The 26,274-nt window shown below is 44.4% G+C and carries 15 protein-coding genes; 7 read left to right on the plus strand and 8 right to left on the minus strand.

Translation table 11 applies throughout. From position 1 onward, the window contains the following. Positions 1–11 precede the first annotated feature (11 nt). Both C170_RS12245 and C170_RS12250 read left to right on the plus strand, forming a co-directional pair. On the plus strand, positions 12–662 hold the full coding sequence (locus tag C170_RS12245; RefSeq protein WP_036609781.1) for a nitroreductase family protein: 651 nt from the start codon (positions 12–14) through the stop codon (positions 660–662). A 64-nt stretch (positions 663–726) separates the two neighbouring features. Beyond that, positions 727–1,023: a putative quinol monooxygenase gene (locus C170_RS12250; RefSeq protein ID WP_036609783.1), complete on the plus strand. Its 297-nt coding sequence runs from the start codon at positions 727–729 to the stop codon at positions 1,021–1,023. 172 nt (positions 1,024–1,195) lie between these two features. Here the strand turns inward: C170_RS12250 and C170_RS12255 are convergent, their stop codons facing one another. The 4 genes from C170_RS12255 to C170_RS12270 form a co-directional block, all read right to left on the minus strand. Continuing rightward, positions 1,196–2,545 carry an FAD-binding oxidoreductase gene (locus C170_RS12255; protein ID WP_036609785.1) on the minus strand — a complete coding sequence of 450 codons (1,350 nt, stop codon included), beginning with the start codon at positions 2,543–2,545 and terminating at the stop codon, positions 1,196–1,198. A 112-nt stretch (positions 2,546–2,657) separates the two neighbouring features. After that, on the minus strand, positions 2,658–3,179 hold the full coding sequence (locus C170_RS12260; protein WP_036609787.1) for a MarR family winged helix-turn-helix transcriptional regulator: 522 nt from the start codon (positions 3,177–3,179) through the stop codon (positions 2,658–2,660). A gap of 46 nt (positions 3,180–3,225) precedes the next feature. Next, positions 3,226–4,035 carry an alpha/beta hydrolase gene (locus tag C170_RS12265; RefSeq protein WP_036609789.1) on the minus strand — a complete coding sequence of 270 codons (810 nt, stop codon included), beginning with the start codon at positions 4,033–4,035 and terminating at the stop codon, positions 3,226–3,228. A 463-nt stretch (positions 4,036–4,498) separates the two neighbouring features. After that, a complete protein-coding gene (locus tag C170_RS12270) occupies positions 4,499–5,548 on the minus strand; it encodes an LLM class oxidoreductase (RefSeq protein WP_081745922.1) in 1,050 nt (349 codons plus the stop codon). Between the two features lie 152 nt (positions 5,549–5,700). Here C170_RS12270 and pdxR point away from each other — a divergent pair, with 152 nt between their 5' ends. After that, positions 5,701–7,116, plus strand: a complete 1,416-nt coding sequence (gene pdxR, locus C170_RS12275; protein ID WP_036609791.1) for a MocR-like pyridoxine biosynthesis transcription factor PdxR — start codon at positions 5,701–5,703, stop codon at positions 7,114–7,116. A gap of 139 nt (positions 7,117–7,255) precedes the next feature. Here pdxR and C170_RS12280 read toward each other — a convergent pair whose 3' ends face one another. Together C170_RS12280 and C170_RS12285 are read right to left on the minus strand one after the other, a co-directional pair. Beyond that, on the minus strand, positions 7,256–9,682 hold the full coding sequence (locus C170_RS12280; protein ID WP_036609793.1) for a flavocytochrome c: 2,427 nt from the start codon (positions 9,680–9,682) through the stop codon (positions 7,256–7,258). A 13-nt stretch (positions 9,683–9,695) separates the two neighbouring features. Beyond that, entirely contained in the window at positions 9,696–10,310 is a 615-nt protein-coding gene (locus C170_RS12285; protein ID WP_036609795.1) for an NADPH-dependent FMN reductase, read from the minus strand. 180 nt (positions 10,311–10,490) lie between these two features. Here C170_RS12285 and C170_RS12290 point away from each other — a divergent pair, with 180 nt between their 5' ends. Continuing rightward, entirely contained in the window at positions 10,491–11,420 is a 930-nt protein-coding gene (locus C170_RS12290; protein ID WP_036609797.1) for a LysR family transcriptional regulator, read from the plus strand. A gap of 9 nt (positions 11,421–11,429) precedes the next feature. Next, the gene (locus C170_RS12295; RefSeq protein ID WP_036609799.1) at positions 11,430–12,368 is read left to right on the plus strand and encodes an FAD:protein FMN transferase; all 939 of its coding nucleotides are present in this window, start codon (positions 11,430–11,432) and stop codon (positions 12,366–12,368) included. 232 nt (positions 12,369–12,600) lie between these two features. Here C170_RS12295 and C170_RS12300 read toward each other — a convergent pair whose 3' ends face one another. Continuing rightward, positions 12,601–13,269 carry a Type 1 glutamine amidotransferase-like domain-containing protein gene (locus C170_RS12300; protein WP_036609801.1) on the minus strand — a complete coding sequence of 223 codons (669 nt, stop codon included), beginning with the start codon at positions 13,267–13,269 and terminating at the stop codon, positions 12,601–12,603. A gap of 208 nt (positions 13,270–13,477) precedes the next feature. Here C170_RS12300 and C170_RS12305 point away from each other — a divergent pair, with 208 nt between their 5' ends. Next, positions 13,478–14,008, plus strand: coding sequence for a hypothetical protein (locus tag C170_RS12305; RefSeq protein WP_051447139.1), 531 nt, complete (start codon positions 13,478–13,480; stop codon positions 14,006–14,008). A gap of 95 nt (positions 14,009–14,103) precedes the next feature. Here C170_RS12305 and C170_RS12310 read toward each other — a convergent pair whose 3' ends face one another. Continuing rightward, the gene (locus tag C170_RS12310; protein ID WP_036609803.1) at positions 14,104–22,152 is read right to left on the minus strand and encodes an immunoglobulin-like domain-containing protein; all 8,049 of its coding nucleotides are present in this window, start codon (positions 22,150–22,152) and stop codon (positions 14,104–14,106) included. 398 nt (positions 22,153–22,550) lie between these two features. On the opposite strand from C170_RS12310, the gene C170_RS12315 reads away from it, so the two are divergent. Further along, a complete protein-coding gene (locus tag C170_RS12315; RefSeq protein WP_036609805.1) occupies positions 22,551–26,180 on the plus strand; it encodes an S-layer homology domain-containing protein in 3,630 nt (1,209 codons plus the stop codon). The last annotated feature ends 94 nt before the right edge of the window (positions 26,181–26,274 follow it).

A 26,274-nucleotide genomic window follows, 5' to 3' on the forward strand; every position in this document is an offset into this window, starting at 1 on the left:
GAGATCCATGCATGAGTACAATTCAAAGCAAATTCCAAAAAACCAATGATTTTAACGAAATCACCTACGGTCGTCGTTCTGTTAAACTTTACGATCCTGAAGTGAAAATTAGCCGTGAAGAAATGACTGAAATTCTGTCAGAAGCTTCCCGTGCACCATCTTCGATCAATTTGCAGCCTTGGCGTTTTCTGGTTGTAGATACAACTGAAGGTAAAGAAAAGCTTGCTCCACTTGCGAGATTTAATCAAAATCAAGTGTTGACTTCCTCCGCAGTCATTGGCGTATTCATTGACATGAAAAACGCGGAACATATGGAAGAAATTTTTGGTAAAGCCGTAGAACTCGGTTATATGCCACAAGAAGTTAAAGATATGCAACTATCAAAAGTATTGCCTTATTATGAAAATATGCCTGCTTCCGCTATTCGCGAAGTTAATATGATCGACGCTGGACTTGCTTCCATGCAATTAATGCTTGTAGCACGTGCTCACGGTTATGATACTAACCCAATCGGTGGTTACGAAAAAGATCAAATTGCAGAAGCATTTGGCATGGACAAAGAGCGTTATCAACCCGTTATGTTGATCTCGATTGGTAAATCGGCCAAGGAAGGTCACCCATCCTACCGCCTGCCTGTAGAAACAATCACAACTTGGGCATAATATCAGGGACGGTTTCCCCTTTCTTAACACATTCCAAACAAACACAATATGGAGGTTATACATTATGATTATCATTCACGCTCATCTGCAAGTTAAACCGGACCAAGAGCAAGCATTCCTCGCAGCTGCGAAAGAACTGATGGCTGCTACACGTCAAGAAGAAGGTAACATCAGCTACGATTTGGCGAAAAGCACAGAACGCGAACAACAATACACGATGATCGAGCTGTGGAAAGATGAAGCTGCTACAGCTTCCCACAACACAAGCGCGCATTTCCAAGCTTTTGTTCAACAAGCAGCAGCATTCATGGCCGCTCCAATGAACGTTGAAGTATTTGCTGGAGAACAAGTTAAAGCTTAACAGCGCTTTAACTGCCGTGCGTATTTAACATGTGAAGAAGCCGCTCTTGGTCATATGACCGAGGGCGGCTTTTTAGTTTCTTTTTGAAAATAAGTTAACTTCAACAAAAAACACGCCAATTAAGGCGTGTTTTCTTCACTCATTGAAGAGGTATTAAACAAGTGAACATGGACTACACTATCCGAGCCGGAGTAATGCTTTGCGGATTGTTAAACACATTTTTCGGGTCATACTTGGCTTTGACTCTCCGCAGTCTGGCATAGTTGGCTCCATAGTACACTGGACCGGAATTCTTGATCCCTTGGTCTGGAACGTTGATGTAGGAACCCACAATGTATGGTTGCAATTTCTTGCGAGTATTACGAGCGAGTGCGATATTTTTGGCGGCATGGGATGGTTTGAGCCACGTACTGGTCCATTCCACATAGAACTTCTCTTTACGCCAGAAGAAGGCGGTTGATCTAGGTGATTTGCGACTTACTGCTCCGCCCCAGTTGAGGAAATAGAATCCGCCTGGCCCCTCTTCCAGGTTCTCCAAGAATGCGCGCATCGATTTGATGGCTTTGTCGGGGAATGGTTTTCGTCCAAAACCGGACGAGAACTGGTTGCTATACCGTTGAGTCTCGGTTGGATCAGGTTGTAATAAAAACTTCACAACTTCCGTGTAAGGTAACAAACGAACAATGGAACTTGTCGGTGTGCCAACACTCGTAATCGGCTGCAATAGACGGAGAGCCTCTGTTTTTGACCCTAGGAAAAGCCCCTCCATGACGACATTGCCACCCTTTTTCGGTCCAATGGACAACTCGCTGCCCAGTCTTGTATCCACAGAGGGAGCCCACCTCTGCCATACTTTGAGTACCTTTTCGAATTGAGCCCATGGCCAGGTGATTTTAAATACAGTTGCTTTCGCTGGAGCACGGCGCACTTTGAATTTGTAGCGGGTGTATACTCCGAAGTTACCACCGCCTCCTCCACGCGAGGCCCAAAAGAGATCCGAATTACGATTTTTATTGGCCCGAATCACTTTTCCTTTGGCGTCCACCATCTCTACCTCAAGCAGGTTATCACTGATAAGACCGATGGTACGCTGGAGAGGCCCAATTCCCCCACCTAATGTAATTCCACCGATCCCTACAGTAGGGCTGTCACCAAAAGGAGCTATGAAACCTTGCTTGGCAAGGGTATTTGCAATTCTTCCCACTCGGTTTCCTGTTCCAACAACAACCGTTCCATTTTTTTTATCAAGCTTGATGGAATTCAGATCACTCACATCAATCACGATACCGCCATTCACCTGTGAAAGATTCACTTCAAGCGCATGTCTGCCGCTCCGTGGCCTGATCGGTACATTGTTTTCACGAGCCCATCGGATAGCATTGGATACATCCTTCGTCCGTTGGGCAAATACAAACACTTTGGGAAATTTGTCCGTATGCGGGTCCCAGTTCTTGCGCGCCGCTTCATATCCCGGATCTCCTTTATAAATAACCCGTCCGGTAAGCTTTGTTGATGATTTCACACGTCCCACTCCCTGCTGAATAATTGTCCTACAGCCTCTGCTGCATCAAGCACTTTATACTGTATGACGGACATTCGCGGAGGGAATGGGCTGTTGCCCTTAATTTCAAGGTTCATGTTTCAGAGGAATCAATTCTGATTAACTTACGCGCTTCCTGTTCTTTTTCACCATACCAGACGAGCACGTCGGCAAACAGATCCATGATGCGTACAAAGTTCTGCTTATCCGCTTCTGAAATCTGATCTGCATACTTGAAAATCTCATCAAAGCAAAGCTCCCTTACAAATTCGGTATACTTCGCATATACCTCGCGACCTTTCTCAGAAGGTTTGACGTAAATGTCTTTGCGGTTACCGCTTAAATGAAATTTTTCGAGTAGACCTTTTTCCGTCAGATTCTTCACGTTCTTGGAAAATGTACTGCGGCTTACGCCCAGGCGTGCGGCCATTTCCGACATCTTCTCTTCCTTGTCCTCGGCTTCCAGAATGTATTCCAGCGTCTGAATTTGTGAGGCAGAGAACATCATGTCTGTACCATAACTTCGCTGCAGCTTATACGTGTTTGAGTACGCATTACCGTATTTGATAATTTTCTCAATCAGTTCCCGATGGTCGCCCATCCAATCTAATTTCATGCGTAATCCCTTTCATATTCAGATTCTCTCTCTTACTCTACTGAAATCAGATCCGTTTTTCAATCCATGTAATTGCTTCTTCAATAACATCATCACGAGTCGGTTCATTAAAGATCTCATGCATCAGATGAGCATAAATTTTGAGTGTTTTATCAGTTGAAGCGATATCGCCGTAAAAGTCACGGGAATCCTTTTCGCTGACCAGTCCATCATTGGCCCCATGCAGAACAAGCACGGGATCTGTAAACTGCTTGGCGTTCTCCTTGAGCCATGTTATTCCATTTCCCAGACAGTTAAATAAATCTACAGAGATCTGCTTTTCAACCAGTGGGTCATTTGCGTAAGCGGATACAACTGCGGGATCACTGCATACGCCACTGCCCAGCTCATTCGGGAAATACGTGCCTGTAGGAAGTTCCATCGGCAGTTCTCCGGCAACTTTTGTATTGTAACGAGTGAGCGCTCCGGATAGTACGATGCCCTTGACCTTGCCTGGATATTTCGTTCCAAAGGATGAAGTTGCAAAACCGCCCATACTATGCCCGATCACAAACAGCGGAAGATCGCCGCTCTCTTGCAATGCCGAATCGATAATGACATGAACATCTTCAATAAGATGATCAAACTCTTTATAAAACGTACGTTGTCCCTCGGATCTGGCATGACCACGATGGTCAAACCGATATACCCTAAACCCGCGCTGATTCAGCTTCTCTGTCAAATAATCGTAGCGCCCTGCATGCTCAGCTAGTCCGTGTACAATAACGACAGCGGCTTTTGCATCACTAACTAAATTTTTACTAGAATATAGCCGAGTACCGTCAAAAGATTCGATTGTTGTTTCAATTATACTCATAATATTTCCCATCCCTCTCGTTACGCTCAAGCACCAAACAATTAAAATTCTTTAGCACAGGGCGTTATTCGTGTACTTAAGAATGAAGTCCTTATAATTATATTTGATAAGAACAATATAGTTTCTTACAGAAACAATATTATCACCGTCGGCATCCCTTGTCTATATTTAATTAAAGCGTTTACATAAAAATATGTCATACCTTTGGCATCATCCCTGATCTGCTGTATCGAGTCGATTTACAGCTTCATGCACGCACGCGGACTAAGCTACGCATTCGCTACCTGAACAATCCATAACGAAAAAAAACGCCAAAATATATTTCGTAATGACGTCTTTTTCGTTATGGTACCTAGGGGATCGAACCCCTGACCTTACCGCTGTCAGCGGATCGATCCTCTTCTGATCATTAACAGAAATGCGGAGAAAAGCCATCTGTGTCATCAGGCAATAATTTTATGCTCTACCACCCTGTAAACAACGGCTTCGGACCCACATGTGTGGGAAAGAGCGGCAATACTTCCTCTGCTAACTCCTGAATCACCTCAGCAGGAGGCCGACTCGAAAAATGAATGCCTAGTGCAGCATGATTAACGCCGACTGTTCGCCATTCCTCCAAAAGCTGAATTAAACCTGCCCGACCTGTACGTAATATGTACCCGCCACGAAGCGGTGTTCGCGGATAATTGACATCTTCCACAAGATCAATCCATTCGTTGGTCATATGCGGCTTGAACATGCCATTAGGTATTTTTTCACGCCAGGCACTAATCTTATGGGCAAGCATCTGAGGACCAGATTCGTTTGCCGTTGCTTCGGGATACGTAAGCCAGCCGTCACTGTTCTTCGCAATCCAATCTAAAGACTGCCTGCTTGAGCCTGTCACAACGAGCGGAATACCACCAGCTGCTGGTTTCGGGAGTAATTCAAGCCCTTTCAATTGACCAAGAGAAGATTGAATTGCGCCAGTTCTATCCTGTATAAGCTCACGGAAAAACTCCACCGTCTCCCGGAATCGCACATCACGATGCTCCCCATCTATCCCATATGCCGGAAACTCAGCAGGTCGGTCGCCAGAAGCAATCCCTAACACAAGTCGTCCGCCCGAGAGTACATCAATGGATGTAGCTGCCTTGGCTAAATCAATCGGATGGCGAAGCGTGAAGATCGCGCTTCCTGTTACTAGGGAGACGTTTTTGGTTCTTGCAGCAAGATAGGCTAGATAGACAAATGGGTCAAATACTTGTCCAGCATCTCCAAAGCCGGGATCAAATAAAGGGACATCTCGCACCCATACGGCTGCAAAATTGCATTGATCAATGCTTTCCACGAGGTCAGCTTGACCTTTTAGAACATCCATGTGTCCTTTATAGAATTTAAATGGTAAGAACAGCCCTATTGTTAATTGGTCTGGGGCAAACATACGGCGGAAACCAGGGTGTTGATTGAAGTTTTCCACCGCTTTTGTTGACGGATTTTCTATTCGTTCCATAACATCTATAGGTTTGTTCATTCCTTCTCCTCCTACAACAATAGTAATCCAGTGCACTGATATCTTTTCAATTCGACCGGAACTGATATAATTGTAACCATCGATTGACCCCATAAGTAGTGACAACTCTCAACAAAATCATAGGGTCAGTTCTGGCAACGAGGAGGATTAGCATGATTGATTTGACATTATTGTTGAACAGAGAGTCTGGAGATCCGTTATACGCTCAGCTTTATCACTATATTAAGAAAGATATTTTGAACGGAAAGTTACCAGCCGATAGTCGTCTTCCCTCTATTCGTTCACTATCCAGCCACCTCCACATTAGCCGTAATACAGTCGATATGGCCTATCAACAGTTATTAGCCGAAGGTTATGTCCAGAGCAGGCCAAGGAGTGGCTTATACATAATGGATTTGAAGCTGGAAGCATTGCCCCTGTCCCATGTAGTGAGTAAAAATTGGTTGGAAAACAGTATTCAGGATAGCCCTGAGATTCGATACAATTTTCGTTATGGTGACGTAGATGCTGAGCATTTTCCATTTGCTACTTGGCGCAAGTTATCCAATCAGAGCTTGCTCCAGAACCAAATGAAGTTGTTCTCTTATGGCGATCCTCTTGGAGAACCGGGACTTCGATCTGAAATTGCAAATTACCTGCACAGCTCTAGGGGAGTAAATTGTTCACCTGATCAAATTATAATTGGAGCTGGTGTTCAATACCTGCTCGGTGTGTTATCTGGATTAATAGGTAACGTTAGTCATGGTATCGCGATGGAAGACCCGGGATATGACGGTGTTCGGACGGTTTTTCAACATAAAGGTCTAAACATTCACCCGATTCCGCTGGAAGCAGATGGACTTCATATCCATAAGTTATACAAAAGCAATTCCCGCATCGTCTACATTACACCGTCACATCAGTTCCCCTATGGAATGGTCATGCCGCTGGCCAAGAGAATGCAATTACTGAAATGGGCAACAGATCAGAATGGGATCATTATTGAGGACGATTATGATAGTGAGTTCAGATATGTCGGCAAACCGATACCTTCCCTGCAAAGCCTGGATACTCAACAGCGAACCGTTTACCTGGGGACATTTTCAAAGTGCCTTCTTCCTTCATTACGTATTGCGTATATGGTTCTACCACATGCCATGGTAGAGCTACACCGTAAACAAGACTACCGATTATATGATCAAACGGTCTCTCATTTTCAGCAGAACACCTTAGAGCTGTTTATGAGTAATGGACATTGGGAAGCCCACATTCGCAAGATGAGGAAGGTATATCGACAGAAGCAATTCACACTTATTTCAATGATTCAGAAGATGATGGGTGCTCAAGTTACCATCATTGGTGAGGATGCAGGACTTCATATTTTGTTGCGTGTACATAACGGAATGGATGAACACAAGCTGATTGCTACTGCTGAGAAGGAAGGTGTTCAGGTCTACCCGGTATCCCCCTTTTGGGCGCAACCAGCTCAAGCGGAGCAATCCATGGTTCAGATTGGTTTTGGTGGATTGAGTATTGAGGATATTACAGAAGGTGTATATGCCCTTCACCGGGCTTGGTTTGGGGTCTGAGAACATTCGTATTACCACGACCACAAAACCAAACCATTTCCACATCGAAAAAACCCGCTTAACACTCGAAAATCCTTGTGTTAAGCGGGTTCTTTACATATGGGAAACCTGGAGTGATCTATATTTCTTATTTTACATTCTAATCATTCATCTCATCAACAGCAGTCTTACCAGCGATACGTCCGAAAGTAAATATATCCGTCAAGGCATTACCGCCTAAACGGTTGCCTGCATGTATACCTCCTGCAACTTCCCCAGCGGCATACAGATGTGCAATCGGCTGACCGTTTTCATCCAATACGCGGGTTTGGGTGTCGATCTTAATTCCGCCCATGGTATGGTGAACCGCCGGTTTTCTAGGTGTGGCATAAAATGGAGCTTGTTCGACTTTTAAGCTAAACGTATCCTTATGGAACTCCGGATCAAAGCCCGCATCCACATATAAGTTATACTTATCAATCGTATTTCTAAGAACTTCAGGGTCCATATTGATTTTCACTGCCAATTCTTCTATGGTGTCGGCTCTGAACAAGGTACCTGCTTCGACTTGACGGTCTATCTTTTCCTGGCTTGTGTTCGCTGCGGTTTTCTTGATCTCGTCATCCGCGATCAGGTAAAATAAACTTCCCTGCTCGATAGCAGCTTTGGTTAAGACATCTCTTCCAGAGAATTCATTAACAAATCGTTCTCCCTTTTTGTTAACAATGACAAAGTTTTCAGGAGGTACTTGCAGTCCACTGAAGAGTTCGCCCGTATCCGGATCGGCTACCGGCATCATTTGAGTGAAGCCCATGCCTGTCAGTGCTGCTCCTGCACTCTTACCAAGCGATATTCCATCACCAGTCATCGCATAGGAATTTGTTGTTTTGATATCATCGTCAATATGGCTCCAGTATGTGTTATATTCCTTGAGCATCTGAGTATTTGCACCAAAACCGCCACTAGCAAGAACAACCGCTTTTGCATGAATAGTAATTTTCTGTCCGTTAACTCCGGTTGCGATGACACCTGTTATTTCTCCATCTTCGATGATCAGTTGTTTGACCGGGCTATCTGTAATAATTTTCCCCTTATTCTCTTCTACATATTTGCTAAGTGCAATGATAAATGCAGAGCCATAACTTTTCACAGGTTTATGACCACGGCGCCAAAGGGCACCCACTGGAGCAAACACGATGCTTTTATCGTATTCAACACCGATTTCCTCAAGCCATTGCACACTTTCCAAGGCACGGTCTGTAAGTACTTTGACCAGATCGTATTGTCCATAGATCATGCTCCCATTCAGGTCTGCACGTTTGCCCCCAAAATACGTTTGCATTCTGTGAAGAAGTGGGGAGTCGAATAAATAAGCCTTTTCTGTGCCGAACTTATCCTGATACGCAGTAAACTCTTCTTTGAGTGCATGAAAATCATCTACATATTCTGGATGGATCAAGCTCTCATCGGTATTTAATAAATTCTCAATCGTCTGTCTTTCCCCTGGATTCTCAGTGAACTGTTGTTGCCATACAGGATCTGCAGCATTGACAGGACCACCTGAGCGGATCGTATTTCCCCCAACAGCAGGATATTTCTCAAGTACAATCACACTTGCTCCTTGTTGTAAAGCTGTAGCAGCAGCACTGAGTCCTGCGCCACCTCCACCTACAACGACCACATCGCAAGTGTATTCTTCGTCATCTTTCATCTGGCTGCTAGCAGGTTTTGGACGTCTTTTCAGAATATCCGGGTTAACTCCGGCAAGCTTAACCGCTTTGGCTACACCATTGATGACAGCATTACTGGTTTCAGAAGCACCTGAGAGAGCATCTACATTCAGCGTCTGTCCCTCAATGATTTTATTCGGAATTCTTATAAAAACAACATCCGCGATGCCTTCGGTTTCACCCTTCGAATCGATATCGATACTTTCAATTCTATTTTCACTAAAGGAAACCTTCATCGGCAGATTGCCACTGTGACCTATGGCATTGATCTTATACACACCGGGTCTATAGGTAAACTCCTCTTCTTCGTTGAGCTGATTTGAAATTTTGGCAAACCGAAGGAACCGCAGGAAACATGTTTCCAGGAAATCGATCGTTCCTTCATTGTTCAGGTTACCTGATTCGTCAAATGCTTTATGTGCACTTCCAAGCAAAAACTCATACCCTGGCATCACGTTAGCTTCGACACCTGGTGCATCCAGGATTTGACGAAGATGCAGCTGTGCACGCGAGGAACCTTGTGTTCCCTGTGACGCACCTATGATCATCACGGGTTTTCCAGCCAGCGGATGGATTTCAAAGCTCAACCATTCCAGCAGGCTTTTAAGGGATGAAGGGATGGAATGGTTATATTCTGGAGTCGCAATAATGACACCATCACTTGCCATAATTTTTTCATTAAACGATTGTATAATTGCACTGTTTGTTTGGTTATCGGACTGATTAAACATCGGAACATCTGTAATATCGAGGATTTCAATGGCTGCTCTGGACTCAAAATGCTTTTGTATGAATTGAAGCAGCTTGCGATTATACGATTTCTTTGCATTTGTGCCAACGATCGCTATGATTTTCATTGTGATTGGCCCCCTACTCTTGCCAGGAAAATTTTTTCGTTTTTTTCTTCAACGTCCTTTTTGATAACAGTTCCGTAGTGATCTCAGTAAACAAAATAAACTCATTGAAGATTTCGTCAAGCTCCGCTACTTTGTCAGCGTCAATGAGATTACCACTGCTATCAAATGCACTCTGTGATTTTCCCAAAAGAAACTCGCTACTAGGCATCATTCTCGCACCAAGCTCAGGTGAGTCCAGGATTTGTCTAAGATGCGCTTGTGCCCTGGAAGAACCGAGTGCACCATGTGAAGCACCCACAATCAGTACAGGCTTGTCTTTCAAGGTTTGAGTCGTGTAACTGATCCATTCCAGCGCACTTTTCAACACGGCAGGGATCGCATGATCATACTCAGGAGTAGCGATAATGACACCATTCGCTTTAGAGATTTGATCTAATAAGTCTTGTACCTTCACAGGAATATCAACTTCAGCATCCTCTAATTCATCTTTTTCAATAAAAGCAGGCAAATCCTTAATTTCAAACAAGTTAATCTGGGCCTCACTAGCAAAATGCTTTTGCATAAATTGAAGTAGCGTCCGGTTCGTTGACACATCCGAATTCGTGCCCACGATAGCTAAATAGTTCATCGTAATCCCCTCTCTGTCATTCGAGATGATGTTCGTAACTGTCAGGCTCAATCTTTCGGCCTAACTCTAACATATCAAAGCTCAAATGATCTAATAGTTATTCATTGCAGTTTGATAACTAATTTGTTATAATCACCTCAAATTAAAAGTTTGTTACTTTTTTCACAAGGGGTGAGGAACATGTCTAAGTTAGAATCTCAAGATATCTTGTGTTACATTGACAGCCTATTAAAATACAGCAACTATAGCAGGGCCGCACAATCCCTTTACATATCTCAGCCCTACCTCACAAAGGTTATCAAAAAAATCGAAATTGAGTTGGGCTGTGAGCTAATCACTCGCAACAAACTTCCGTACCGATTAACCGAGCAGGGGAAAATATATTATCAATACTTAACTTCACTCGAAAACAGCTACGCCAAGCTTATTAGGGAAATCTCATATGTATCGGATATTGGCAATAAGGTGATACGGATCGGCATTCTTCCGAGCCTTGGTGTGTACTTAACGCCCCTTTTTTTACCAGATTTTCTCGAGCTTCATCCTGCTTATAAAATTAATCTTGTCGAGGATTTACCTGAAAAAAATGAGAAACGTCTCCAAAATAATGAGCTGGACTTCTGGATCGGGCAAAATTCAAGCAGTATCTCCCCTAACTTGAACTCGTTTAACTGGGGCAGGCACAGTTACCAGGCCATCATTCCGCGTTGCTGCGAATTATATCAAGAGAATGTTGCAGTCATCCCGGAGGGCACGATTGAGATCAGCACCATTTTGAATCAAAAGCTTATTCTAACGTCCAAAGGTTCGGCAATCCGAAAACAGATTGATCAATTGCTCAGTGTCTACAAGGTGCAGCCTAATATCGTTATGGAGAGCAATGAAATCTACACGGTACTGAAGCTGGCAAAGCATAATTTAGGTCTGACCTTTGTGCCTGAAAGTATCCATATCAAGGAGTGCCCTTCGGAATACAACATCTATCCAATCCCTGTAGAGAAGATGAGTCTGGATTATTTTATAGCCCATCATGGAGAAAAAAAGCTGCATAGCGTGGATCATGACCTCATCCATACTTTTCTCAATCACGGACAACAATGTGCAATATAGGAGGCTATCATGAAACCTTTTACGAGAACGATACCACTTATGGGAACGAACATATCCCTCTATATCGAGGGGACAGATGCTGAAGAGCTTGCCGAGGAAGCCGTGAATATGCTTGTCCATTATGAACAAGTGTTCAGTGCCAACAGTGAGCAATCGCAGCTTGCCATGCTAAAAAAAGAAGCCACATCACATCCGCTTAGAGTAGACAAGGAACTGTATGATCTTATTAAGATAGGCAAAGAACACAGCCTGAAAAAAGATTCATTTTTAAATATTGCGATAGGGCCTTTGATCAAATTGTGGAGAATTGGTTTTCGCGAGGCACATGTGCCGGAGGATACCGAGATTAAAGCGGTGCTGGAGCTCTTGAATCCGGAGCATATACAGCTTGACGATGAGCTACAAACGGTCCATTTATTCAAAAAAGGCATGGAAATCGACCTTGGAGCGATCGCTAAAGGTTATTTTGCTGATCAAGTTATGTCATTTTTCAAGAAAAACGGAGCTGCATCAGCTATGGTCGATATGGGCGGCAATGTTTTGGTTCATGGCGATTCTCCCACCGGGTCCAGTCACTGGAAGGTTGGAATTCAAAATCCCTTTTTACCTAGAGGAAATGCAGCAGCACTCGTTAGTATACGGGAGCAATCCGTCGTTACATCAGGAATATACGAGAGAGTTTTAGAGAAGAAAGGGGGTCAGTACCATCATATATTTAACAGCGGAACAGGCTATCCAATCGAAAGTAATATCGCTTCTTTAACGATTATTGCGGATAGATCGCTCGACTGCGATATATATACTACAGAATTATTTGGGTTAGATGCGGTCTCCATTATTCATAAAGTTAATAATATGAAGGATATCGAGGCTGCCGTAATCACGACGGATGGAAATCTGGCCTATACCGATAATCTTAGGGGAAAAATCCATCCGATATCAGGGTAAAGTTATGAGATTGTTGATTGGCTACATTTCCGAAAAAGATGGTAGAGGCAACAAGCTAATTTTTCCTTTTTACACAGGTCACTCAGATGACAGAATAACTTTCCTATCGCTGTTATACCCAGATTTTTTTGATTCCCTAGGAGCATCCAAAACCTTTAAAGCTAAAAAAACCGCCATTGAAGGCGGTCTAAAAATGCTCATTCTCTGCAGCTGTTTACAAACCGTATGTATATCAGAGCGTTTCCATCAATTTCTGAATTTTAGATTCAGAAATTAAATATACAGGGCCTAAGATATCCATTTTACCATCCTTTACACGAATAGCACTCTCCTGCTCTGCCGCATAAACATTCATCTGTTCAGATAGTGGAAACAGGTATCCTTTAACAAACGTGCTGTAGTCGCGTCTAGCATGAGATTCATAGGCAAAATGATTAAAGCTCAGACCCTCATAAAACGTAGTTGTTTCATCCTTAGGATTAGTATCAGCCGAAGATATCCATTTTGCAGCCATATTTAATGCACCGGCACTTGCACCGAGGATAACGGCGTTACTGTTCTTAATAATATCGGATAGTTCATATTCCGCCAAAAACTCGTGCTGCTGAACAGGATATCCTCCACACATAAAAATGACAGAAGCGTTCCGAATCAACTGATGAGCCTCTTCTTTCTGCATACGATAATCAATGAAGTGATATTCATCAAAACTAAGGTTAGCCTGCGTTAACCAAGTCCATTCCGTAATATCCTCAAAGTTCACTTGCTCTCCTTCATAATCAGAAGGCTTAGCGCTTATCATCACAAGCGATTTTCTATCTGTGATATCCTCATGTAACCGCCCGACCAGCTTTTCTGGAAAAAAATCATTAAACCAACTGAAATAATAGTGAGTACTCAAACGTTATTACCTCCATATGTATAATTGACATGCTCCTATTTTTAAAAATTAAACTTAAAAGACAACTCTCCATTATCATAACATCGAATTGAAAGATGAGAGTAGTTCTATTTCCGAAAAGCAGTATGTCTGTTGCCCTATTCAGAACTGATCATCTTATAGGATAATATAGAGTATATATCAACTTTATATAAGGGATGGGATGACAATGAGTACGCTTCAACCGATTATCCATGTCTTGAAACATTCGTCCGATGAAGACGTCATAGAACAGTTTTTAGAGTACGAGTCGTTAATCTGGATTGATTGGAGAGAAGACGAGGGAGATATCATCCATTACTTTAACGGCCAACTGCCGGAATCTCACCAAATTCAGTGTAAAATTATCCAAATCGACAAACCAAGGGGCGTCGATATCGTGTTAAGTTCGGACGAGCGTACGCTGACGATTCCGTTCGCCGATGATTGGACTGATCGGGACAGTGCCGTTCGGGCTATGGAGGAGATGATCGCTCCCCAATATCAGATTCGATGGTTTATGGAATCCCTGGGCAGTGACACGTTGGCATTTCTATTATTGTCAACGGAGCAGTGGACGGAGTTAGAGAAGCAATTCGGCAAAGAAAAGCTGGAATTCCACTTCCAGCCGATAACGAGCAAGAGCATGATGTTTTCCCTCGACGTGGATGACGTATTCAAATTAATTGAGACAAGGCAAAAAGCGCGTACCTCTGAATAGACAACAAAAACTCTTCCTTGTACACTGAGTTCCCCAGTATTCCAAATAAAAACGCCATCACGTAATGTGATGGCGTTGCTCTATACTTAATGTGTCTACATCAAACCCAACAAATTATAGATCATCACTGCTGCTTCTGCACGGCTAGCATTCTTTTTCGGTGCAAACTCATCGTTACCTACACCGTTTATTATGCCTGCTCCCTGTATTGCCTCTACCGCTTGCTTCGCATAACTTGCGATGTTTGCTTCATCCTTGAAGGCTGTAGCTTCACCACTTGCTAACGCTAGTTGCTTAATTTGGATCGCCTTGTATACCATAACCGCCATATCTTCTCGCGTAATGTTCTCATGAACTCCGAATCGTCCATCTGGTTTCCCGTTCACAATCCCCAGCTTCTGCGCGGTTGCGATATTTCCATGGTACCATTCTCCTTGCTTCACATCACTAAAGCTTGTCGTTGCGCTCTCATCCGATAGCTCAAACAACTTCATCAGCATGGTGATGAATTCTGCTCTTGTCACTTGACCATTCGGATTAAACTCGCCGTCACCTACACCCTTCACAATGCCTCTTGCCCCCAATGCTGAGATCGCATCCTTCGCCCAGTCTTGAGTCACATCCTTAAAGCTCGTTGCAACATACGCTACCGTATACTTGCTCAGATACGTTGGCTTGAACTCTACTTTTCCTGTCGCTGCATTGTATTTACCATTCGTCACGACTCTTAGCTCTCCGTTGTCCTTCACATCGTATACTACGACGTTGTTTGGATTTTCGTTAGCCTTTAGTGTGTATGGCAATTCAATCACGAGATCATCTCTGCCATCAAACTGTGTAAGTTTCTTACCATCAATCGTTAGCTCGATATCGTATACGACCTCACCGTTCAGCTGAGCTTGTGCGCCAGCTGGCAGTTGATTAGCTGCAATTTTCTTAATCGACAATCCTAACGTTTTCCCTGCACTTGTTCCTGTTCCAAGCAGTTCGGTTGCCACTGTTACAACTGCAGAGCCTATGTTGATCTCGATGCGATCTACCGTAGAAGATCCACTTGTTAAGCGCGCATCTACTGCGAGCTCCATCGTTAGCCCGTTCAAGCTTGCATCAGCTTCAACTTGCATGTGTAACTTACCGCCTGTCGTTTGATCAAGCGCACGCTTCATTGTATCCGCACTTAACTTCACTTCAGAAGTACCGCTCTCATTTACAACTGGTTTAATGTTTATTTGGCCGTTGTCTATGACCACTGGCTCATTTCCACCTGGAGCTGTTGGTACTGTAGGTGCAGGAATGTTACCGTCAACGCCACCATTTCCATTACCACTGTTTGGTGCTTGTGGTGTTCCATCAACCAATGGTGTTACCGTTACCGTAGCGCTTGATGATAAACCACCATCCACTGTAGTTACTGTAATCCTTGCGGTTCCTGGTGCCACCGCTGTTACTTGACCTGTCGCACTTACAGTCGCTACAGCTGTATTGCTAGAGCTCCATGTTACTGCTTTTTTCGTTGCATTAGCTGGTGTTACCGTAGCTGTCAATTGCCCTGATTGACCTTCTACGATGGACAACGTCGTTTTGTCCAAGCTAATTCCGCTAACGGGTACGTTCTTCCCGTTGAGTGCATCATACTCACTTTGTGTAATTGGAATTACCGTTCCGTGACGCGGACTAGCTGGTAAGTTGTAGTTAGAAGATAATGTCCAGACATCTGATGCAAGATTTGTTGTCTCGAATGGAACATAACCTCTTCCACCAAACTCATCTACGAATAAATACCATTTTTCATCTGTATTCGATTTGAAGATCGTTGGACCCTCAACCCATTTGATGTTACCAACGCCTTGATTAATCATCTTGAAGGTTGGATCTAAGATCGAGTCACCCACCTCTTGGAAGATCATCTTGCCAAATGGAGCAGAAGCTCCGTTGTTTTGCTCATCTTTCGTAAAGCGATACACTTTTCCTTCATGCTCAATCATCGTTGTGTCAATGATTGAATATCCATAATCCAAATATACTTGCGGTTCAGTAAACGTATAGAAATCTCTTGTCTTGCTATACATCATTTTTTGATAAGCATCGCCTGTATGGGATGCGTCATCAAACATTCTTGATGCCCAAAATACGATATATTCACCTGTTGTGTTGTCGTACATAATTTCTGGTGCCCATGTATTACCCGCTTCTTCCGGTGCAACCTCTACCATGCGTTGATCTGTCCAATTGACTAGATCATTCGATTCCCAAACCATAATGGAACGACTGCCCCATGTGTGTGCTCTGCCCCAGTTACCATTGCCGTTAATTTTCAGATCGGTAGCGATCATGTAGAACTTATCACCTTCAGGCGAACGAATAATGAACGGATCACGTACCCCCTTCTCCCCTAAGGTAGAGGTCAATACAGGTTTACCATTATTCAATTCTCGCCAGTTCAACGGATCATTACCGTTACTTAGTGCAAAGTATACTTGCTCCCCTGTTGCGGTACCTTCTCCAGTGAAATATGTGAAAAAGTATCCCGCATATTTTTCATCAGCAGGCAATTCCTTCACCTTCGCAATGAATTCCTTCGTAGTGGATGCTGAATTTAATGTAATCGTAGCTGTAAGCTTCACGTCTACATTTCCACTACCGTGTGCCGGACGTTTTACTTCTCCAGTAACTGAAACAACGTTTGGTTGAGCAGAAGCCCAAGTAATCGTTGTTCCATATAGTCCAGATGTTGGTAATGATATATGACCTCTTACATCATTAATGTTATGAACGACTAGTGCTGCTTTTGCTTCATCTACAGAAGTGACATCGTTTGGCAATGCCTTAACCGTCAACTGAAAAGTTTTGTTAACTGTCTCTGTACCATCTGTAAATACTGCTGTTAACGTTACAACTTGATCACCTGTTGCGTTAGCTGGTCTAGTTACGACACCTGTAGTTGAGATGACATTCCCCTTATCTGAAGTCCAGCTTATTGTTGTGCCATAAGCACCTGATGTTGGCAATGTTACATTGCTTATAATCGCATCTTTTGATGCATTAGAAGCAAGAAGATCATGAATCGTTAATTTCTCTGTCGCAGCCGATACAAGCATGCCCGCCATCAAAGCAATCTTCTGATCTGCATGAGCCTTAAGTGATGTAATATCTGCCGCAGTCATAGCACCATCATAGATTTGGAAGTCTGCAATCAACCCGCCGAAGTATGGATCAGCTGTATAGAATGACTTACCGATGGTTCCACTACTGCCTGAAGTATTTTTTATTTGTTCTAGTGTCATTCCATTCGTTGAGCCTGATGCAACAGCAACACCATCGATATAAAGCGTTAGTGTACCATCCGTGCCTGAAACAACAGTCGTAACGACTTTCCATTCATTATTCTTTAAGCCTGTGGTAGAAGTTGAAGACTCATTATTCCAAGCATTCGTCGCGATACCAAGGCGAGCTAGACCGTTAGCGTTATAACGTGGTGTGAAGTACGTATAGTGCGTATTATTGTCTGGTCTTCCTAATGCATATAACCACTCGGCAGCGTTTTTACCGCTCCAGTTCACAATGGATGAAACGGTCATATCCGTTAATCCATCGAGAACTCCTTGTGGCAGTTCTACATAAGAGTTAGTTGTGCCACCAGTAAAGCTTAGTACACCAGCATCTTGTGTACGAATCCATTCTGCTTTAGACGGATTCATCCATTTTCCATTGAAGTTTCCTGTTTGGTCAATAACCGTTGCACCATCAATATCATCCATGTTGTAGTGAAGAATGAGCTCTGCCCCAGATGGCTGCTCTACTGGAGGAGTAACGTCTTCATCAGCTAATGTTGCAATCTCTTCAACGGATAATGCACGATTATAAATACGGAAATCATCAAATTTACCATCAAATAAACTATGAGAGCTGTTTCTCGATTTACCAATATAATTCATCGTTGTTTCCAGTAACATTCTCGGCTCAACGTTAAATGTCGAGCTACGTTTAACCTCTTGACCATTCACATACAATACGGCATCAAATTCATCCATTGTAATTGCAACATGCTGCCAAGTCTTCGTTGGTAATAACCCGGAATTTCTCACCGCATATTTATATTCTGATCCCAGTCGCGTGCTGTCATTGCTAAATTTCTCTGTAAAAGGTGTTACCACAGCAAACTCTAGACTACCTGTATCACCTTGTGTGCTCAAGTACATGGTGTTGCGGTTAACCTGTCTGCCTGTGTCGGAAGCAAAATCAAATATTCTTTGATTTGCTTGATTTCTGTCCATTTGAACCCAGGTAGAGAACGTAGCCTTCTCAAGATTCAAGGATTGAATCAAGTTATCTGGCAGCTTCACATATCCTGTTGATCCATTAAGCTCTAGTGCACCACCCGTTTTACCGATACGATCCTCTTCATTAATCGTTGCTCCACCTACTAGTGTTGCGTGATGACCATTGCCAGAAATGTCATTCACCGTTGTACCATTCACTGTATTAGCATCGAATGAGTAATGTACAACCGGGTCTGTTGATGGTGCTGGACCTTTCCATGCATACTTCTCCTGCAAAGCATTATACTCTGCACGTGAGATTGGAATCACCGTTCCATGTCGTGGGCCTGGCGGAAGTGCATATTGATCACTACTTAACACATTGTTCATATATTGCGTGCTACTATCCAGATCTGTTGTATATCGGACATGATATGGCCATGAATCAAGGAACAGATACCATTTGTCTTTATTATTATCTTTAAAAATCGTTTGCCCTTCGTTGTTTCCATTATTTCCGATCAAGCCAAGTTTATTATCACGTGTACCAAGAACAGCGTCGTATTGAAGGCCGTTAGCTGCAATATTGTCCTTGTCATAGTAAAAAGTTGGTGCTTTCTCCACATACACTTTAGTATTCACTTCTGATTTGGTGAATCGGTACAACATATCATTATGCTCAATAAACGTCGTATCAATGGTCGGAAGTGACTCATCAATCATGACCTTTGGCTCAGAGAAGTTGTAGAAGTCTCTTGTTGTTGCGTAGTACATCACATTGTACTGACCTGCAGGTCTTCCATTATAATCACCATATGTCTCTGTGTTTTTCATCGATGATGCCCAAAATACGATATACTCTCCAGTTACTGGATCATAGATAGCTTCTGGTGCCCACGTATTTCCTCCAGTCTTAGGAGCAACCTCGATCATACGCTGCTCGCTCCAATGAACGAGATCCTCCGACTCCCAAATCATCATGTAATGACTACCCGTAATTTGAGCTTGGTCGAAATTTGTACTTTCGCCCATTTTCAAATCGGTTGCCAGCATATAGAATTTATCCCCTTCTGGTGACCGAATAACGAATGGATCTCGAAGTCCTTTTTCACCCATATCGGATTGAAGGATCGACTTACCGTTATTCAGCGCTTTCCAGAACAATGGATCTTCAGCTGTAGCGAAGGATATCTCTTCACCACCCTCATATTCACCTGTAAAGTACGCAAAAAAGTAAGCATCAAGCTGAACTGGCGCTGCTGCTTGTTTAATCGTAACGTTAAACGTAAGCTGTTTAGAAGCTGCACCATTCGTAATTGTAGCTATTAGCGTAACAGGCGTATCCGTAGCTTGACGGCTTACCCAGCCTAGCTGTGTAGCGTTACCAGCCGCTTCAGCCGTTCCTTTAATAACTGCCGGTCTGCTAGATACCCATGTAATTGTGGAGCCTTGTTCACCTGTAGCAACAAGACGTAAGTTACCTTTAACGTTGTCAGCATTGTAGATCTCTATTTGTTCAGCGTCCAGATCAACCTTCTGCTGATCATCGAATTGCTTCAAGATCGTAACAGGGAATACAGCTGTAGTTGATACTCCTTGATACGTTAAAGTAGCCGTAAGCTCTGCCTGAACATTACCTGCTTCAACAGCTGGAAGTTGTACAGTGCCATGGTTAGAAATGACAGTAGGATGACTGGAACTCCAAGTAATGCTCACGCCGTTTTTACCGCTTGTCGGTAATGTAACGTTTCTTGTTATCTTATCGGTGCTTTTATCGCCTTCACCTAAGTAACGACTGATGTTGAGTTGATTCGCTGCATCATCAACAGTCAGCTGACGTATTTTTGAGATGTGAGTTGCTCCTTCTTGTTGATATAACTCGCCTACTTCTTGGTCTGTCAACGCGCGATCATATACTCGAAAATCAGCTACGCTACCTTGAAGGTATGGATCGTTTGAGAAGATTGATTTACCGATAAAGCCAGAGAAAGTAGCATCCGGATTAATAATTTCTGACAGCTTTAGTCCCTTTGCATTACCCGAAGCAACCTTAGCTCCATCCACGAATAACGTTATCCTATTGCTAGCTTCGGAGAAGGACACCGTTACATGCTTCCACTGTCCACCGATAAGGTTTGAGTTTGTGCTACCTGTAACTAATGCTTCGTTCGGCCAGCCATTTTTAGAGATACCTGTGGCAATCATATTACCTGATCCACTACCGTGACGTGGTGTTACGAAGAAATATTTGTTTGTTTCTGGTGTTAATACAGTACCCAAACCGAAGATCCAGCGATTCGTCCCATCATTCGTCCAGTTCACGATTGAAGATACTGTAATCTCATTCAGACCGTGTAGTAGATCTAATCCATTTGAGCCCTTAGGAATCTCAACATGCCCACTATTAGATGTAGAGCTTCCACCATTGAAGGAGACAAAGCCAACCTCACTGTTTGAAATGAATTGTCCATTATTTGGATTTCTAAATATTCCGTCAAATGTAACTGCCTTATTGGCAACATCCTTCAGTACGAGTTGACCGTCTACTTCTTCAGTCGTTTTCATGTTGTAATGAAGAATAAGATCATCTTTTAGCGATTTTCCTTTAACCGTAACGGCTGATGTAGCTGTAAACTCTCCATCTTCCGTCTGTACCGTAATTGTGGCTGTACCTTCACTAACAGCTGTAACTTTACCCGTTGAATTGACAATCGCTACACTGGAGTCACTAGATGTCCAGATAACTCTTTTATTCGTTGCATTTGAAGGTGAAATAGTAGCCACTAATGTCTCGCTGTCCCCCACTGATAAAATAATTGTAGATTCATTAAGCAAGACATTCTTAACGGCAATCTGCTCAACAGAGTCATCCTTAGGTAGTAAGGTAACCATGAACTCCTTCGTTGCCTGGCTTCCACCTAAAGAAATGGTTGCAGTTAACGTCACTTGTTGCTCCATTTCTCGTAAGAACACTTCCCCAGTTGGACTAATCGCACTCTCATCACTAGAAGTCCATGAGATCATTGCGCCATTCTTATCTTCAGTAGGCAGTTCAAGAGATTCTGTAACTGCTGATATGTCTCCTAACGTTAACTCTATTTTGCCTTGTTGTACTTGCTTTTCATTAAACGATTGTTCATATACTACAGCGATATCTTCATTATTTAGTGCCTCTCTGTAAATTCTTAAATCTTGAAAGCTACCCGCAAAAGTAGCATCCCCTAAATAATTGGAGCGACCGATGTAAGCATGCAAATCCGTACCAAAGCTTGCTGTTGTTTTCTCTTTGGCGGTCGTGCCTATACGAACACCGTTAATGTAACCTGTAATAGAGCGTTCTGTAATGACCGTCGTATAGTGAACCCATTGACCTTCGTACGGTGACGTAGAAGTGCCTGATACTCCTACCTCAGTCGTCCAAGGCTGGTCAACATTATTGTTATTCGTAAATACTGACTTAAAATCACCACCTGGATTCGATGGATTAAACATCCAGTAATTCGTTGGCAAGTTATTGCCAGCTGCTGGAGTACCGTAGAATAATGCTGAGTAGTTCCCACTTCCAGTGTTGCTCTTGGTCCATACAGATATCGTTGTATTTTCTTGATGATCAAACAAACCAGTAGGAAGCTGAACGTAGTTTGTATTACTATCTGTTCCCCCAGGTAAAGTGAGACCATCGGTGTACGTAATGTCTCCTACGGCCGTTCCATGCTTTTCATTACCTGACATATCCTGTACATCCTCAAGCAATGGATAATGCGCCAACATCGTTGGTGTTATTGTGTCCGCTGAAGCTTGATTGCTAAATGGCAGAACAAGATTAAACCAGCTACTGAAGGTCATAAGTAAAACTAACATTAGGATTGTAATTTGCTTCCGCATAGCATTCTTCCCTTCGATTAATTTTCAGAAGCATACAACCCATATCTCTCACCTATAAAACCAGACCACCTCGCTCAAGGAAATAGAGATACGTTTTTTAAAAAAAAAGAATGCGCTTACATTTCTTCTCATATTACATCTTCAACACTTCCAATTCAATGTAGTATCTTGTTAATAAGGTGGATTTTTTTATTGCAATTCAAGCAAACTTCAACACTATCCCTATACTTCGAAGTAATCGTTTTCATTCTAAATATACTCTATGTTTAAATTAAAGGATTGAACGCCTGATAAACATAATATATATAGTTGGGCGCTTGTCATATGGACAACGTGTCCAAATACGATGCGGTAAGCCGTGGGCGTACCGCATCGAAAAATAAGGAGGATTTTCATTTATGCCAAAACGATTTAGCAGAATGCTCGCGTTCCTCTGTTGCTTGGTAATGGTGGCGTCGCTAATGCCTACCAGCTATGCCGCCGCCACTGACAACATCGAGAACGCAGAAGCGAATGAAACACCCACCGCCATTTTTGGAACTCCCGAACTCGGGTCAAACGACCCACTCTGGGGCCAGACCATGGAGCATCACATCAACAAAAGCACTGTGCCCGCCGATCCCAGACCCCATGCCACGGGCACAGCCAAAATCCTTTGGGACCATGACTACCTGTATTCCCGAGTAGTTGTGAATGACAGTAATCTATATCAGGGAGCTGGCGGAGATCACCAGTACGACAGTCTGGAGTTTTATGTCGGCACCGGAACCGGAGGCTCAAACCAATGGCGCGTCAGCGCGACGGGCGTGTTCTCAGGGCAGGCCGCTCCGGGCAGAGCTGCATGGACCCAGATCACGGAAACAGGATATATCGTGGAGATGAGAATACCCAAAAGAACCTTGACCTTGGAGGAGGGCAAGCTTACCTTTGAGGTTTATATCAATAACTCAACGGAAAAGGGCGGTGACCGCTATGAAGTCGTTTCCAGTTTCGGAGATCCGGACGCGGCTTACACCAGCGCTGCTTCTTTTACAGACAGCCTGCAGCTCTCTTTAGCCAATGAAGTGGACACCAGATTCTCAATCACCGCCACTGCGGGACCGGGCGGCCGAATAACGCCGAACCCACCTGGCGATGTTCTGAGAGTAGATCGGGACTCTAACAAAGAATTTACGTTTACCCCCGATTCCGGCAAAATGGTGGATACCGTAACGGTAGACGGCGAGACCGTGACTCTATCTGCTGGCACTTATACCTTTTCGAATATTGAGGCTGACCATACCATTCACGTAACATTCAAAAACGATCCGGACGCGGGGCTACTTCCCTTTGTTGTATGGAATGACAACTTCGCCAGTGGCGAGTACACAACGGCTGTCATCATCGACTTAGGCGAGGGGAAGGCAGCGTTAGGCTCCGCGCTTAATCCGGACTTGTTTGCCTTATCGGCTAGGAACACAACCCTGAACGGCGAAGCAGTGACCTTTGAAGGACCACGCAAAATCACAAGGGTATACGCTAATGACGAGCCGAAAGTACGCGGCTATCTGGGGCCAGTAAGCAATTCACCGGATTATCAGGACGGACTGGCAAGTGGCCGTTACATCGTAGTTGAGTCTGAGTTTTATTCAGCGAGCGGCGGCAAAACAACGCTGGATGGCAGCAGTAACTCGACAAAGCAGGTTTACAACATCGTCCCAAACGGAGAGATCGTACTGACAGAGGGGAGTCCACTTCGCAACGTGGTTTTTGAACAGGACAAAGTTGTGAATCCGATCCTTGACAAGTTTACAACATTCACGGACAATTCGGTCAATCGCTCGCTCTACCTACACAAGGATGAAGACGGTAAAGTGATCAAAGGATTGCCGCTGTATGTTTATACTCACGGCATGTCACGCGGCGGTACAAACGCTGCGACAGACCAAAAAGCGGCCATGAAATCCGCCAACGGCTCGGTCGCTCTAATGAAAAAAATGGAGAAAAATCCTGACAAGTACGCCAGCCATGTACTGAATATTTCCTATAATGGCGTATCTGTTCCCTCAACCGAGAATGTTAAGAAGGTCATAGACGCCCTGATTGCCAGCGGCGAAGTAGACCCTAATCGTGTTTACGCAGCAGGCTTCTCCTGGGGCGGCCAGTATACGAACAACTTAGTTAACAGCTACCCTGGCTTCTTCGCTGCCGCCGCACCTATGGCCCCGGTAAGCGGTTCACCAAACGCTAAGGACAATGACGCTCACAACAACCTGGCCTATTGGATGTTTTTAAATGCTCATAATGTTGGAGGCTACCAGACTAACCTCAATAACTTTATCAATAACAATATGCCGAAAATGATCAACGCGAGGGCTTCGCGCTTTGAGAGTAATGAGGTCCTTACGTGGCCCTACAATCAATTTGATCAGCCGAATCTGAGGCCGAATCCGGCCAACACACCTGTTCTGGCTGATTACATAGCGCACGAAGTTGAAGCTGCGGTTCTTTACAACCAGATAACTATGGGGAATTGGAGCATAGCTCCCACGGCGCAGTCCTCTAACTTGCCAGCTTGGAACAATGACTACACAGACGTCTTTGATTGGATGTTCGCGCAGAGAAAACCGGTCGTGCCCGGTGCTCCGAGCGGCTTCAAAGCGACAGCCGGTGACGGACAGGTCACATTGAGCTGGACCGCCCCTGCTGACGACGGTGGCAGTGCGATATTGGGCTACAAGGTATGGTATGGCAACGTGACGCCGGTCACACTGGATGCGACGGAGACCAAATATACCTTTAAGAACCTGACAAACGGCCAAGGCTACAACTTCACCATCATCGCGGTGAATGCAAAGGGCGACGGCGCGGAGATCAGTGCAACGACGACGCCGATGAAGACGACGACTCCCACTGTGCCTGATTCTGGCGGCAATACGGGCAACACCGGAAACACCGGAAATACCGGCAACATCGGTAATACGGGCAACACCGACAATACGGGCACCGGGACAGACGCTGGAACGTTGAAGTCGACCTACACAGTGAATACACCGAAGGATAAGCCCGCGGTCACAGACAAAAACGGCAACACCACCCTCCCCGGTGGCGGCGAGATTGCGACCAAAGGCGGGACGAAGATTAAGGTACCTGAAGGCACAACGATAGACTCAAACGGTAAGGTAACCATTCCGGCAGACAAGAGCGCCGAAGTGACACTACCCGGCGGCAACAGCACAGTGACCATTTCGGGAGGCTCGACGATCGCGAGCGACGGTACGGTTACAGTAGGCGGCAAAGACGCGCATGTGAACCTGCCAAACGGCAACCGTGTGGATATCCATGGCGGATCGAAGATACGGAGCGGCGGAGCGGTTGTGATAGGACCGAGCGGCGCAAAAGTTAGCTTAGATAACGGCATGTCGCTGAACATCCGTGAGGGTACGGAGCTGGCGGTTGATGACGCCACCCCACTGGGCTTCCTCGTGATATCGGGCAATCCTTTCAGGGATGCCAACATGGACGACTGGTTCTACAGCTATATAAATTTCGCCTACACATACGATCTTTTCAACGGCACGACGTCCACAACGTTCTCACCCGGCACCGCAATGACACGTGCAATGTTCGTGCAGGTACTGGCCAATCTTGAGAACGTAAACCTCTCCAGCTACACGAGTTCCCGCTTTAACGACGTGACGGACGGGCAATGGTACACCGCGGCAGCTGAGTGGGCGGCCGAAAAAGGCATAGTCAACGGTACAAACGCAAACCTGTTTGACCCCAATTCACCGATGACGCGCGAGCAGATGCTGGTGATACTATACAACTACATGAAGTACAAGGGCTATGAGCTGCCTGAAAGCCACGCTAAGTCCTTCACGGACGAGAGTGAGATCAGCTCTTGGGCGTTGGAGGCCGTTCAGGCGCTGCGGGGCACCGGCATTGTAGTAGGCAAGCCGGACAACTTCTTTGCTCCCAAAGCCACCGCCACCCGTGCCGAAGTAGCCACGATCTTTGTAAGATTCGTCGAATATCTGGCTGACTGAAAGCGTATACAGAAAAATGGAGACCCTACCGACTGGACAATATCCAGCCGGTAGGGTCTCCTTGTTTTCAAACTGTACTTTTTTTGACAACTCC

Origin of the sequence: Paenibacillus sp. FSL H7-689 (genome assembly GCF_000517905.1) — a bacterium.
Classification (GTDB): domain Bacteria; phylum Bacillota; class Bacilli; order Paenibacillales; family Paenibacillaceae; genus Paenibacillus; species Paenibacillus amylolyticus.

Bases quoted from the DNA above. Each gene is read 5' to 3' on its own strand.
- C170_RS12245 (WP_036609781.1), top strand. From the start codon at position 12: ATGAGTACAATTCAAAGCAAATTCCAAAAAACCAATGATTTTAACGAA.
- C170_RS12250 (WP_036609783.1), top strand. From the start codon at position 727: ATGATTATCATTCACGCTCATCTGCAAGTTAAACCGGACCAAGAGCAA.
- C170_RS12260 (WP_036609787.1), bottom strand. From the start codon at position 3,179: ATGAAATTAGATTGGATGGGCGACCATCGGGAACTGATTGAGAAAATT.
- C170_RS12265 (WP_036609789.1), bottom strand. From the start codon at position 4,035: ATGAGTATAATTGAAACAACAATCGAATCTTTTGACGGTACTCGGCTA.
- C170_RS12270 (WP_081745922.1), bottom strand. From the start codon at position 5,548: ATGAACAAACCTATAGATGTTATGGAACGAATAGAAAATCCGTCAACA.
- pdxR (WP_036609791.1), top strand. From the start codon at position 5,701: ATGATTGATTTGACATTATTGTTGAACAGAGAGTCTGGAGATCCGTTA.
- C170_RS12280 (WP_036609793.1), bottom strand. From the start codon at position 9,682: ATGAAAATCATAGCGATCGTTGGCACAAATGCAAAGAAATCGTATAAT.
- C170_RS12285 (WP_036609795.1), bottom strand. From the start codon at position 10,310: ATGAACTATTTAGCTATCGTGGGCACGAATTCGGATGTGTCAACGAAC.
- C170_RS12290 (WP_036609797.1), top strand. From the start codon at position 10,491: ATGTCTAAGTTAGAATCTCAAGATATCTTGTGTTACATTGACAGCCTA.
- C170_RS12295 (WP_036609799.1), top strand. From the start codon at position 11,430: ATGAAACCTTTTACGAGAACGATACCACTTATGGGAACGAACATATCC.
- C170_RS12305 (WP_051447139.1), top strand. From the start codon at position 13,478: ATGAGTACGCTTCAACCGATTATCCATGTCTTGAAACATTCGTCCGAT.
- C170_RS12310 (WP_036609803.1), bottom strand. From the start codon at position 22,152: ATGCGGAAGCAAATTACAATCCTAATGTTAGTTTTACTTATGACCTTC.
- C170_RS12315 (WP_036609805.1), top strand. From the start codon at position 22,551: ATGCCAAAACGATTTAGCAGAATGCTCGCGTTCCTCTGTTGCTTGGTA.